Origin of the sequence: Flavobacterium soli DSM 19725, from assembly GCF_000422705.1 — a bacterium.
Lineage (GTDB): Bacteria > Bacteroidota > Bacteroidia > Flavobacteriales > Flavobacteriaceae > Flavobacterium > Flavobacterium soli.
The window spans coordinates 184,176-197,067 of record NZ_AUGO01000001.1; the positions used below are offsets into that span (position 1 = coordinate 184,176).

The 12,892-nt window shown below is 38.5% G+C and carries 9 protein-coding genes; 4 read left to right on the top strand and 5 right to left on the bottom strand.

The features are described from left to right. Positions 1 to 50 precede the first annotated feature (50 nt). The gene (serS, locus tag G508_RS0100810; protein ID WP_026703541.1) at positions 51 to 1,322 is read right to left on the bottom strand and encodes a serine--tRNA ligase; all 1,272 of its coding nucleotides are present in this window, start codon (positions 1,320 to 1,322) and stop codon (positions 51 to 53) included. Positions 1,323 to 1,524: 202 nt separating this feature from the next. Here serS and G508_RS0100815 point away from each other — a divergent pair, with 202 nt between their 5' ends. Beyond that, the gene (locus tag G508_RS0100815; RefSeq protein ID WP_157485845.1) at positions 1,525 to 2,115 is read left to right on the top strand and encodes a hypothetical protein; all 591 of its coding nucleotides are present in this window, start codon (positions 1,525 to 1,527) and stop codon (positions 2,113 to 2,115) included. Between the two features lie 78 nt (positions 2,116 to 2,193). Continuing rightward, entirely contained in the window at positions 2,194 to 4,101 is a 1,908-nt protein-coding gene (locus tag G508_RS0100820) for a M1 family aminopeptidase (RefSeq protein WP_035693798.1), read from the top strand. On the opposite strand, the gene G508_RS0100825 is transcribed toward G508_RS0100820, so the two are convergent. Both G508_RS0100825 and G508_RS0100830 read right to left on the bottom strand, forming a co-directional pair. Further along, complete coding sequence (locus G508_RS0100825; protein ID WP_026703544.1) at positions 4,082 to 4,570, bottom strand: hypothetical protein; 489 nt, start codon at positions 4,568 to 4,570, stop codon at positions 4,082 to 4,084. The genes G508_RS0100820 and G508_RS0100825 overlap by 20 nt on opposite strands. A 15-nt stretch (positions 4,571 to 4,585) precedes the next feature. Beyond that, complete coding sequence (locus G508_RS0100830; protein WP_035693801.1) at positions 4,586 to 5,791, bottom strand: MFS transporter; 1,206 nt, start codon at positions 5,789 to 5,791, stop codon at positions 4,586 to 4,588. Positions 5,792 to 6,071: 280 nt separating this feature from the next. Here G508_RS0100830 and lepA point away from each other — a divergent pair, with 280 nt between their 5' ends. Continuing rightward, the gene (gene lepA, locus G508_RS0100835; protein ID WP_026703546.1) at positions 6,072 to 7,868 is read left to right on the top strand and encodes a translation elongation factor 4; all 1,797 of its coding nucleotides are present in this window, start codon (positions 6,072 to 6,074) and stop codon (positions 7,866 to 7,868) included. 123 nt (positions 7,869 to 7,991) lie between these two features. Next, positions 7,992 to 8,960 carry a helix-turn-helix transcriptional regulator gene (locus G508_RS0100840; protein WP_035693804.1) on the top strand — a complete coding sequence of 323 codons (969 nt, stop codon included), beginning with the start codon at positions 7,992 to 7,994 and terminating at the stop codon, positions 8,958 to 8,960. 135 nt (positions 8,961 to 9,095) lie between these two features. On the opposite strand, the gene G508_RS0100845 is transcribed toward G508_RS0100840, so the two are convergent. Further along, the gene (locus G508_RS0100845) at positions 9,096 to 9,572 is read right to left on the bottom strand and encodes a DinB family protein (RefSeq protein ID WP_026703548.1); all 477 of its coding nucleotides are present in this window, start codon (positions 9,570 to 9,572) and stop codon (positions 9,096 to 9,098) included. A gap of 197 nt (positions 9,573 to 9,769) precedes the next feature. Beyond that, complete coding sequence (locus G508_RS19365) at positions 9,770 to 12,871, bottom strand: T9SS type B sorting domain-containing protein (protein ID WP_026703549.1); 3,102 nt, start codon at positions 12,869 to 12,871, stop codon at positions 9,770 to 9,772. Between the last annotated feature and the right edge of the window lie 21 nt (positions 12,872 to 12,892).

Below are 12,892 nucleotides of genomic sequence, written 5' to 3' on the forward strand. Positions count from 1 at the left end.
AATCAAAATCGATTCTCTTTAGCATTATACATTTAGATTATAAAAACGAATTAATCGATCATATCAAATCCAGTATATTTTCTCAACACTTCAGGAATCACAATTCCTTCTGGTGTTTGATAGTTTTCTAAAATTCCGGCTAGAACTCTTGGCAATGCCAAAGAACTTCCGTTTAGGGTGTGAGCCAATTGGGTTTTTCCGTTTTGGTCACGGTAACGCAATTTCAAACGTTGTGACTGGAAGGTTTCGAAATTAGAAACCGAACTGATTTCCAACCAACGGTCTTGAGCCGTAGAAAACACTTCAAAATCATAAGTCAAAGCCGATGCAAATCCCATATCGCCACCACATAATCTTAAAATTCTATAAGGCAACTTCAATTCTTGCAAGATTGATTTCACGTGTTCTACCATTCCTTCCAAAGCTTCATAGGATTTTTCTGGGTGGTCGATTCGCACGATTTCTACCTTATCAAATTGGTGCAGACGGTTCAAACCGCGAACGTGTGCTCCATAAGAACCTGCTTCTCTACGGAAACAAGGCGTGTAGGCCGTGCACAAAATTGGTAACTCATTTTCATTCAAGATCACATCTCTGAATAGATTCGTAACCGGAACTTCGGCAGTCGGAATCAAATACAAATCATCAACAGTTGAATGATACATCTGTCCTTCCTTGTCTGGCAACTGACCTGTTCCATAACCTGATGCTTCGTTTACCAAATGTGGCACTTGGTACTCCTGATAACCCGCTTCGGTATTTTTGTCCAAGAAATAAGTAATCAAGGCACGTTGCAACTTGGCTCCTTTTCCTTTATAGACCGGAAAACCAGCTCCTGTGATTTTATTTCCTAATTCAAAATCGATGATGTCGTATTTTTTTACCAAATCCCAATGTGGTTGAGCACCTTCATGCAAAACTGGAATTTCGCCCTCCTGATGTGTCGTTACATTATCTTCAGGCGTTTTTCCTTCCGGAACAATATCGGCAGGAAGATTCGGCAATGTGTATAATTTTTGCGTTAGCTCATTAGCCAAAATATCTGCCTTTTCAGACAAATCCTTGCTTTTTTCTTTCAACAAAACCGTTTTAGCTTTTAAGATTTCGGCTTTCGATTTCTCGCCAGCTTTCATCAATTCGCCTATATCTTTGGAAAATTTATTAGATTCGGATAAGGTATTGTCAAGTTCTACTTGTGTGGCACGACGTTTTTCGTCAAGCTGTACTACTTCTTCAACCGTACTTCTGGCATCCATATTTCGTTTTGCCAAAGCGGTAATTACTTTCTCCTGATTCTCTCTAATAAATGCTATCTGTAACATATCCTGATTTTTATAAGTCCGCAAATTTAATGAAATGTTTTTATTAAACAGAGGAATCTCACTCAATTGAAGATTTGTTAAAAAAATTGTTTCGAATTATCATAAATCAGATTAAAGAAACCAGTGGGAAGTTCAAAAATACCTACTTGTAGTTATTTTATATTTCTGATTCGATTGGTAGATTTGAACAAAACTTTTAATCATGAAAAACCCTACATCCCTTTTGTATTTCACTTTAAGTATTCTTTTTTTAGTACCGATGACATCCTGTTCTTCAGATGAAGAAGGTGATGACACCGATGGCGGAAGCGTTAGCAACTCCCTGCACTTGAAATTCAAAACGCCCGATTGGGAACGAACCATCAATTGTGAACAGTTGGATTTAATGCCGATGAATCCCGTGGAAGGTGTCTATGCGGTTTCGGCTACTTCTGCCTCAACGAATGAAACCTTCTATTTCTCCTATCCTCAGGATAGTTCAGATATGAATCAGGTTTCGAACTATAAAAAATATGCGATTGCGAGTTATGCAGAAAATGATGCCCCGTTTCAATTTTCTCAAAAACTTCCTGATAATCAAGGCAGCACCGACAGGCTGATCAGTTTGCCTGATATGTCAAATAGTTATTATAATGAAGTGGAGAAAATTGAATATGTAGGTCATGAAGAAGAGTATTCCATCTTTAAAGTGAAATGCAAATACAATATGAGAACCTATTTGTTGAGCAATGAAGCAACAATTAAAGACGTTTCAGGGACTTTCCATTTTAAAATTAGAACGACAAGAAATTAATTTTTCATTTTGCAAAGTCTTAAAGTCTTATAGAAGTGATAGTTATTTTTTATCTTTGAACAAAATCTTTGCTTTTTGATGAAAAATAACTACCTCTTTGTTTTTTTGCTTTGTACATTGGCAACCTTCTCGCAAACTACCCATTTTGAAATTGCTGAAGCAGAAATGAAATCGGCTTCCCAATTGATGACTTTTGCTACCAATCCGAACACGGCAAATTATGACATTACCTATCATAAATTGGAATTCAACGTTAATCCTGCTGTGCTTTTTATCACGGGGAAAGTCACCACTACTTTTACGGCTTTGACCGATATGTCAACCGTTACTTTCGATCTAACCGATGAACTTACTGTAAGCTCGGTTACAAAAAACGGATTGCCTCTGGCCTTTCTTCAAAATGGAAATAACGAATTGGTCATTACACTTCCATCCGTTCAAACCACAGGAAGTTCTGCCACAGTTGTGATCAATTATTCAGGAGCTCCAGCTCAAGGCGAAGATGCTTTTACCATAGATTCGCATGACGGAACTCCAGTGCTTTACACCTTATCAGAACCTTATGGTGCACGAGATTGGTGGCCTTGCAAACAGGACTTGAACGACAAGATTGCCGCTATTGATGTGTATATTACAGCTCCATCTATTTACACAAGTGTTACCAATGGACTGGAAATCGCTCAAACTAGCAACGGAAACGGAACAAAAACGACCCATTTCCAACACAATTACCCCATTCCTGCCTATCTGATTGCCATTGCCGTAACCAATTATCAGGTTTTCACCCAAACTGCAGGAACGGCTCCTAATGAATTCCCGATTGTCAATTATTTATATCCCGAAAATGCCGAATCAGCTCAAAATAGCTTGGCGGTAACGCTTCCTATCATGGATTTATTCGAAGAATTATTTGAGACTTATCCTTTTGCCGATGAAAAATATGGTCATGCCCAATTTGGTTGGGGTGGCGGAATGGAACATACAACGGTTTCCTTTATGGGGAATTTCAGCCGGGAATTGATTGCTCATGAGTTGGCCCACCATTGGTTTGGCAACAAAGTAACCTGTGGCTCATGGAACGACATCTGGATAAACGAAGGCTTTGCAACTTATATGTCGGGTTTGGTGATTGAAGATTTTGATGGCGAAAGTGCCTTCACGAGTTGGAAAGATGATTTGATTTGGAACATCACTTCGCAACCTGGAGGTTCGGTTTATGTTCCCGAAAGTGATATCTTTAATGTAAACCGAATTTTCAGTGGCAGGCTTTCCTATAATAAAGGAGCCATGGTCGTGAACATGCTTCGATTGAAGTTAGGCGATGCCAACTTTTTTCAGGGTTTGAAAAATTTCCTAGCCGATACTGATCTTGCTTATGCTTATGCCGAAACGGATGATTTGAAAACACATCTGGAAACCATTTCTGGCGAAAGCCTTACAGAATTTTTTAACGATTGGGTGTTTGGACAAGGCTATCCGAGTTATAATATCCAAGGACAGAACATAGGAAACGGTCAGGTAAAATTTATAGTAAACCAAACAACATCACATCCTTCGGTTTCATTTTTCGAGATGCCACTTCCTGTGAAAGTGTATGGAAATGCAGGACAAGAAATGGATTTGGTTTTAAATAATACTTCAAACAACCAACAGTTTATTGAGAATGTTCCGTTCTTAATTACGTCTTTTGATTTTGATCCGACAAAGGAAATCATAAGCCAAAATAATGTTACCAATTTGTCCACAGAAGGTTTTCCATCGCTTGGAGAACTTATCCTTTTTCCAAATCCGGGTTCGGAGATAGTGCAATTAAGCATTCCTCAAGATTTGAAAATTCAGGAAGTCATTTTCTATAATACATTGGGACAAAAAATAAAAACCTCAACAGAAACTTCTTGGAATATCGCTGATTTTGCTTCGGGGGTTTATTTTGTAAAAGTGTTTACTGATTTTGGGGTGAAGCTGATTAGGTTTTTGAAGGAGTAGCTTCTAAAATTTGTATTATCTTTTCGATTTCTTGTATTGGTATTTTTATTACCGATTCAATTGCTGATTTTTCATTTGAAATTATAAGTATTCCTTTATTTTCATCTTCATATCCAACTGGTCTAATAGAGTATAGAATTGCATTTTTATCAATGCTTTTTTTTCCGTCTATAAACCATTTATAGTCTGCGAAATACGTTATTTCATGAGTATTAAAGTCGATTATTTCTTTACCATAACGATTCCATAAACTAACTCGTAACATATAAAATCCAATTAAAGAAAATATTCCGAGTGCCAAAATTCCTCCAAATTTTATTCCTTTTCCTTCGATTGCATTAAATATTAATCCAAATAATGGAAGTGCAAAACATAAAAATGTGAATAGAAATAAAATACCTTGTATGAGAAGTGGCGATTTTACAACTTGAAGTTTTAATTGCTGGTTTTCAAACGAAAATTGACTCATATTTTTTATTTTAAGCTACTGAATCGCCTTTATCCTAGAAGCCAAAAAAGTAATAAACAACCCAAATACCCCAATAAAAGCAAACGAAAATTTCAATCCAAAAGCTTCTGCAATATAACCAATTATCGGAGGTCCCATCAAAAATCCAAGAAAACTAACACTCGAAACTATGGTTAAAGCTTCACTCGGGGAAACACTTTCGTTTTTTCCAGCAACACTATAAACCGTCGGAACGATAGTGGAAACTCCCAATCCAACCACCATAAAAGCTATTGTAGAAGGTATCAAATAAGGAAAAAATACAGCCGTAAAAAGTCCAGCCGAAATCATAACCCCGCTGATTTGCATTACTTTTTTTCGTCCAAATTTGAGAATAAATTTATCGCCTACAAATCTTCCGGTAGCCATCATAATCATAAACGAAGTATAACCAAGAATTACTAACGCTCCAGGAGCTTTTACGATATCTTTAAAGTAAACTCCACTCCAGTCAAACATCACCCCTTCGCTTGCCATACAGCAAAAACCAATCACCCCCAGCCACAAAAGGGTAGCATCGGGTTTGGTAAAAAATTTCTTTTTTTCGAGTTGTTTTTTGGCTTTAGCCTTAATCAGATGCCTAAAATTCAGCGACATCACAATAAGAACAAGCCCAAAAACAATGATAAAATGAATATAAGGTTTCAGTCCGAATGCCAACATGACCAAACCAATCAATGCTCCAGTGAATCCAGCCGTGCTCCAAGCTCCGTGAAACGACGACATGATGGTTCGCTTGTAGAGTCCTTCGGCATAAACACCTTGCGTATTTACTGAAATATTAGTAAAATTTCCAAAAATCCCGAAAATAAAAAGCACGAATGAAAGTTGTAAAGGAGTCGAGGCCAAACCAATATTGGTCATCATAAAAGCATACAAAACCATTGCAATCAAGATAGTCCTGTGGCTTCCGAATTTGGCAACAAGTCTTCCAGAAAACGGCATCGCTAATAATTGTCCAAGCGGAATGGCAAATAAAATGGTCCCTAGTTCGCTTTCGCTTAAGTTTAGCGAAGACTTCAAATCTGGAATTCTACTGGCCCAGGTCGAGGAACACAATCCCATGGCGAAATAAAACAACGAAACGGCCCAACGGATCCTTACAAGATAGGATTCCTTTGCATATTTATAACCTTTTAATTTGGGGCGGGTGTTGAACCTGTTGATAAACCTGAATTCCATAACAACTTGGTTTGAGACCACAAATGTCCGATATTTTACAATGCCAAGAAGCAGCGTCCTTCATTTTTCCGAACTTTTGAGAAAAGTCCAATTATAAATAGTGATACCTCAAAAAAAGAAACTTTTAGCTTGTTATTTTTTACCTTTTAAGTTACAGACTAAAAAACTATATTTGCCGATTAAATCCTTACCTTTAGAGGGATAGGCGAAAAGTCGTGAAAGAGATTGATTTTGCAAAGAAAAACCTTTCGCTCATTATTAAAATTGATACCGAACAACAATGAAAAATATTAGGAATTTTTGCATTATTGCACATATTGACCATGGAAAAAGCACATTGGCCGACCGTTTGCTAGGTGCTACACAAACCGTAACCGCCCGTGAGGAAAAGGCTCAGTTGCTTGACAATATGGACTTGGAGCGTGAACGTGGTATTACCATTAAAAGTCACGCCATCCAGATGGAATACAAATATAAAGGTGAAGATTATATCCTAAACCTGATTGATACTCCTGGACACGTCGATTTTTCGTATGAAGTTTCCCGTTCAATTGCCGCTTGCGAAGGAGCACTTCTGATTGTAGATGCTGCACAAAGTATCCAAGCACAAACGATTTCGAACTTGTATTTGGCTTTAGAAAATGACCTAGAAATCATCCCGGTTTTGAATAAAGTCGATTTGCCAAGTGCCAATCCAGAAGAAGTTAGCGACGATATCATTGATTTATTAGGTTGCAAATTAGAAGATATTATTCACGCTTCTGGAAAAACTGGTTTTGGTGTCGAAAATATCTTGGCTGCCATCATCGAAAAAATTCCGGCTCCAAAAGGAAACAAAGACGAACCTTTACAGGCATTGATTTTCGATTCACATTACAATCCGTTTCGTGGAATCGAGGTTATCTTCCGTGTAGTAAATGGAGAAATAAAAAAAGGGCAAAAGATTAAATTTATGGCCACCGGCAATGAATATTTTGCTGATGAAGTGGGAACATTAAAGTTGAATCAGGTGCCAAAGAGCGTGATTTCTACTGGAGATGTAGGCTATTTGATTTCTGGAATAAAAGAGGCGAAGGAAGTAAAAGTTGGGGATACCTTGACCGATGCCAAAACGCCAACCACCAATATGATTACCGGTTTTGAAGATGTAAAACCAATGGTTTTTGCCGGAATTTATCCGGTTGACACCGAAGATTATGAAGATTTGAGAGCTTCGATGGAAAAACTACAATTGAACGATGCTTCACTTGTATTTACACCTGAAAGTTCTGCCGCTTTAGGTTTCGGGTTCCGATGTGGATTTTTGGGAATGTTGCACATGGAAATCATCCAGGAACGTCTGGAAAGAGAGTTTGATATGACCGTAATCACTACGGTTCCCAACGTTTCCTATTTGGCTTATACCAAAAAAGAACCAGAAGTTGGATTTGTCGTAAACAATCCATCGGATTTGCCAGAACCTTCCCGTTTGGACCGTGTGGAAGAACCTTTTATCAAGGCAACCATCATTACAAAAGCTGATTTCGTTGGAAACGTAATGAGTTTGTGTATCGAAAAGAGAGGCCAGATTACCAATCAAACCTATTTGACGACCGAAAGAGTGGAATTGAATTTCGATATGCCTTTGGCAGAAATCGTATTCGACTTCTACGATAGATTAAAAACCGTTTCTAAAGGTTATGCTTCGTTTGATTATTCTCCAATTGGGATGCGAACTTCGAAATTGGTTCGTTTGGATGTATTGTTGAATGGTCAAACTGTGGATGCACTTTCGGCTTTGATCCACGAAGACAACGCCTACAACATCGGTAAGAAAATGACCGAAAAATTGCGTGAATTGATTCCGAGACAACAATTTGACATTCCGATTCAAGCCGCAATTGGAGCAAAAATAATTGCTCGTGAAACGATCAAAGCGTTGAGAAAAGACGTTACTGCAAAATGTTACGGAGGAGATATTTCCCGTAAACGTAAGCTTTTGGAGAAACAGAAAAAAGGTAAGAAACGTATGAGACAGGTGGGTAATGTTGAGATTCCGCAAGAAGCATTTATGGCGGTTTTGAAGTTGAATGATTAAAGCCCCCTAAACCCCGAAAGGGGAATTAGTAATAAGATAATAGAATTAAGTAGTAAGACGGAACCCGATGATGAAAGTTATTGGGTTTTTTCTTTTTGTATCTTTGAAAAAACACTTTCCACCATGGACGAAACCCCGAAAAAATTTGACAGAATTGTCGCCATCCTCATCCAATTGCAATCCAAGAAGATTGTAAAGGCACAGGAATTGGCCGAACGTTTTGAGGTGAGTTTGCGAACGATTTACCGCGACATTCGGACTTTGGAAGCTTCGGGAGTTCCAATTTATAGTGAAGCTGGAATTGGTTATTCGCTAATGGAAGGTTATCGTTTGCCTCCCGTTATGTTTACGCGAGAAGAAGCTAGTAGTTTTATTGCTGCAGAAAAACTGATGCAGAAATTTACGGATGCAGCACTTGGTAGCCATTATGCTTCGGCGATGTATAAGTTGAAAGCGGTGCTTCAAGGAGCTGATAAAGATTTTGTGGCTTCGATTGAATCGAATGTGTTGATGCAAACTTCGGGCAAAACCATCAATGAGAAAGCTCCTAATAGTTTGGCCTTGCTTTTTAAAAGTATAGCCGAAAAAACCCAAATTATTCTAGGCTATGAAGCCATTGAAGCCGATTGCATCACGGAAAGATGTATCGAACCTGTTGGTGTTTTTCATGACCATAACAACTGGTACTTTTTAGGCTATTGCCACTTGCGAAAAGATTATCGACAGTTTCGAACGGATCGAATTCATACGATAAAAAATACTAGTGCTCCATTTGCCATCGAGCATCAACCACTGGATTTTTATTTAGAAAAAGATAAAAAACAATTGGCTACGACCAAAATCGTCATTCGGGTGGATAAAAAAATTGCAAAATATATTGCCGAAGAAAAAAAGCACCACGGTTTTGTTTCGGAAAAAACAATTGGTGGTGCTGTTGAAATGACGTTTATGTGCCAAAATATCGACGAATATTTCCCTCGTTGGTATTTGTCGTTTGGCGATTATGCTACTATTCTAGAGCCCGAAAATTTGAAAGTAAGAGTTTTGGAATTGATTGAAAAAACAAAAGTTGGACTAGAAGCAAAGTTTTAAATTTATCTTTTTTTTAAAAAAGTATTGTGTGTTTAGAACAATGCATCAAAACATCAAACAAAAATAAAACCATTAAGGAATTTAGTTTATTAAGCTTTCTTGGGCTTTACTAACTCCTTAATGGTTTATGAAAGGCTATCGCTCCCAGAAAAATGGAGGCTCGATTCCAAGGGCTCTCAAATAGACATAACCTTGACCACGGTGGTGCACTTCGTTATCAATAAAATAAAAGATATTTTGAATGATTGGGAATTCATATTGACCAAAAAGATTGAAGGTGTCGCTAAAATCTTCCATGCTCAATTGTTCCCAATAGTCGTTGATTGATGCAGTATCCTGGTCCCATTGTTCGAGGAATTGAGCCTTTGTTGTAAACTTTTCGGCTTCTTCCTTAAAAGGTTCAACTTTTCTATTTACAATTCCTTTTAAACCTGGAGCTCCAATGGCAATAAGCTCTGATGTTAATTGTGCGAAGGTTCTCATCCCTGCAATTGAAAATTCAAAAAAATCTTTTTCTGGAAAAAGTTCGATTACTCTACGGGTCAGGTTTCGGTGTCCTTGCCAGTGTTTTACTAAATCTTCTTGACTGATAACTTGGGCTGTTGCGATCATAATTATTGTTTTTTAATGATTATACAGCAAAGATAAATGGGGCAAGTGACAACAGTTTGTCAGTAGGTTTTTGAAAAATTTAAAATGTACAAAAATTAAAATTGCTTTTGATTAAATGAAAAAATCTCATAAAATACTTAAACAGTATTATGAGATTTCTCCTTCGTCTAATGACAGCTTAATAGTAGTAAATCTGCCTATCTTTTCATCGAAAAATGTGCTTTGAATTCTTTGTTGACACCATCTCGGTTTTCATATAATAATTGAAACCAATAGTCGGTTGAAGGCAATTGTTCTCCGTTTAACGTTCCGTCCCATCCTTCACCAGATGCATTTAATGATTTTACTAGTTTCCCGAATCGGTCGAAAATGTGAGTTTTGGCATTCAAATCGGTGATGCCTTCTATTTTCCAGAAATCATTAAAACCATCGCCATTTGGAGTAAAATAACGTGGGTAATTGATGGCAAAAATCGTCAGAACCAAATCCTGACAACCGTTTTGATCGATAACTGTGATGGTGTATTCGCCCTGATGTGCATACGTGAAAACGTTACTTTCCTGTGGAACTCCATAATCCAATTGGAACAAATAGTCGCCAGAACCTCCTGTTACATCAACCGTTATGGTTTGATTCTGGTTGAAATCTTCTCCAACGGTTGCCGTTGCAACTGCAGTTGAAGAAGGCAAAACCGTGCAGCTTGCCGTATTGCTACATCCGCTAACATCATTGGTTACCGTAACTTCATATACTCCTAATTCAGTAGCGACATGTGTATTTGTTGTTGTAGGCAATGGATTCCCGTCCAAAGTCCATGTAAAAGTGTAGCCTTGATTTGGAATACCACATTCAATTCGCACTGAGTTAAAAGGATTTCCTGTCACATTACTGATACACAAGTAACGATCTTGCAAGACAGGTTGTGGAATTTCATAAACGGTTATGGTAGTTCGCGTGTCACTTGCACAACCATTGTTTAGCGTATAAATTATATCTACAAAATTAGAGAAAAGAGCAGTTACAAGTCCGTTGTTGTCGACCGTTGCAACGCTTTCGTCGCTACTCGACCATGTTCCCCCCGGAGTTGCATTAGAGAGTTGGATGGTTTCGCCCACACAAAGCGAAGTAGGTCCTGTGATTGGAGTTATTGCAGCTGTGGCATCAATTGTGAAATTGAAGGTGTCGCTGTCGCCAGTTGTACAAGTAGTATCATTTTGCAAAACCGTATAGGTAATGACGTGCATCCCGAGTGTACTTGCTACAACATTAATTTGACCAGTTGAAGGGTTAATGCTTAAACCCGCATCAGAAGTAAACGTTCCACCAGAGGTAAATCCGGTAGGGAGAATTGGATTTACAGGAGGATCATTTGGACAAACTGGCGTTGTATAGCTAAAGTTCACAACGGCTGGAGCCAAATCGTTGATGGTTATATTCGCTGGAAAGTTTCCGCCTGGATTACAAGTAGCAGGATCTGGAGCGAGTATATAGGTTACGGTATACGAACCCGGAGTACTTCCCGCAACATCTATTTCTCCTGTTGCTGGGTCGATATTTAAACCTGTGGTCGAGCCAAAAGTTCCGCCCGTTGCGAATCCTGTTGCTGTTGTTGGCATGATGGGTGTACTGCTTGTGCAAACTGGAGTCGTATAGGAAAAATTCAGTACCGGGGTTATGGCATTTGTGATTAAAATTGTAAAAGTATCTATTCCTTCTTCTTGGCAGATCGTAGGGTCTTCTGGAAGAGTATAGGTGATTTCATGAGAGCCTATAGCACTTGAAACCACATCGATTGTTCCAGTTGCAGGATCGATTGTCAAACCTGCATCAGAAGTAAAAGTTCCTCCGGTTACAAATCCTGGATCTGTAGTTGGCGAAACTGGCGGATTGCTTGAACAAACTTCCACTGGATAACTGAACCCAACAATTGGTTGGATTGAACTGGTGATTTGGATGGTAAAAAAATCTGAACCTGCTTCCAAACAAGCTGCAGGGTTTGCAACTACTGTATAAATGATACTATGAGCTCCTGGAGTGCTAGTTGAAACATTGATTTCTCCTGTTGATGGATTGATGGTTAATCCTGTATCTGAAGTGAAAGTTCCGCCAGTTGTGAATCCTGGATCTAGGATTGGCATTAGCGATGTTAAGGTTGCACAAACGGGTGTAGGATATGAAAATTCTACAACAGGAGTAACTCCAGAACTAACGGTTACATTTAGAGTAAAAGAATTACTACATTGACCTGCTGTAGGAGTAAAAACATAACTTCCGTCAGCCGTATTATTGATTGCAGAAGGCGACCATGTTCCAGTAATTCCGTTTAAAGAAGTAGTGGGCAACGCTGGTGCAGTAGCTCCCGTACAAAGTGTTGTTGGTAAATTAAAAGTAGGTACAGTTGAGCTTGTAACATTTACAATTAGGGTATCTGTTATTGAAGCCCCACAGCTATTAGTAGCGGTTAGCGTTATCGTAATCGACTGTCCAGCAGCATCTCCTGGAATGGTATAATTTGTTCCAATAATAGTTGGGTCTGATAAGGTTCCCGTAGGAGCTGTCCATAGTAAAGATTGTTGACCTTCTACAGTACCTAATAACGAAATGGTTGTTCCAGCACAAGCAGGTGATGTGGAAGGGATTCCTGCATCAACCGTAAAAGGTGGGATTGGAGCAGAACATCCAAAATTATCATAGCTTGCTGTTCCAGATGGAGTAAACAATACGGTGTCACCAATACTACCAGTTAATAAAGTTCTATCATACGTTACGGTATCTGTGCATCCGCCAGCTCCTGTAAATGTAATTTCGAGCGTTCTTAAACCCGGATTCACATTGTAGTTAGCAAAGTGTCCCGCAGTATTTGAAAGATTATTTTGAAAAATAATATAGGTATCCTCAGCTAATGCTCCAAATGAATTTGAATCTGTATCCATCAGATAGCTTGTCACTAAAATAACCGATGCATTTGCAGGAAGTACTCCTCCAATTGGTTCCAGCAAATTACCACATCCCCCAACTGCATCAATATCTGCATTTAAAGTTGCTACTTGTGATGCTGTTATTGGGTTTTGAACAAGTCCTTCCCAACCATTTGATGGCCAATCAACAACAAGATTACTTGTATTTAAAGGATTTGGTCCTACTTGAAACCGCACCATCTCGTTATATCCTTCCGTATTTGGTGTAGGACTACAAGCGGCAACTAAAATACTTTCTATCTGGAAACACTGTGAAAAAACGCTTTGGGATGACACAAAAAAAAGCAATAAAAGGAGAGGTGTCGAAACTATTTTTGTCATTTTTCTAATGATGTTATACTG

What these genes read in the sequence shown, in the direction of transcription:
- G508_RS0100820 (WP_035693798.1), top strand. Translation starts at nt 2,194, where the DNA reads ATGAAAAATAACTACCTCTTTGTTTTTTTGCTTTGTACATTGGCAACC.
- G508_RS0100845 (WP_026703548.1), bottom strand. Translation starts at nt 9,572, where the DNA reads ATGATCGCAACAGCCCAAGTTATCAGTCAAGAAGATTTAGTAAAACAC.
- G508_RS0100825 (WP_026703544.1), bottom strand. Translation starts at nt 4,570, where the DNA reads ATGAGTCAATTTTCGTTTGAAAACCAGCAATTAAAACTTCAAGTTGTA.
- G508_RS0100840 (WP_035693804.1), top strand. Translation starts at nt 7,992, where the DNA reads ATGGACGAAACCCCGAAAAAATTTGACAGAATTGTCGCCATCCTCATC.
- G508_RS19365 (WP_026703549.1), bottom strand. Translation starts at nt 12,871, where the DNA reads ATGACAAAAATAGTTTCGACACCTCTCCTTTTATTGCTTTTTTTTGTG.
- G508_RS0100815 (WP_157485845.1), top strand. Translation starts at nt 1,525, where the DNA reads ATGAAAAACCCTACATCCCTTTTGTATTTCACTTTAAGTATTCTTTTT.
- lepA (WP_026703546.1), top strand. Translation starts at nt 6,072, where the DNA reads ATGAAAAATATTAGGAATTTTTGCATTATTGCACATATTGACCATGGA.
- serS (WP_026703541.1), bottom strand. Translation starts at nt 1,322, where the DNA reads ATGTTACAGATAGCATTTATTAGAGAGAATCAGGAGAAAGTAATTACC.
- G508_RS0100830 (WP_035693801.1), bottom strand. Translation starts at nt 5,791, where the DNA reads ATGGAATTCAGGTTTATCAACAGGTTCAACACCCGCCCCAAATTAAAA.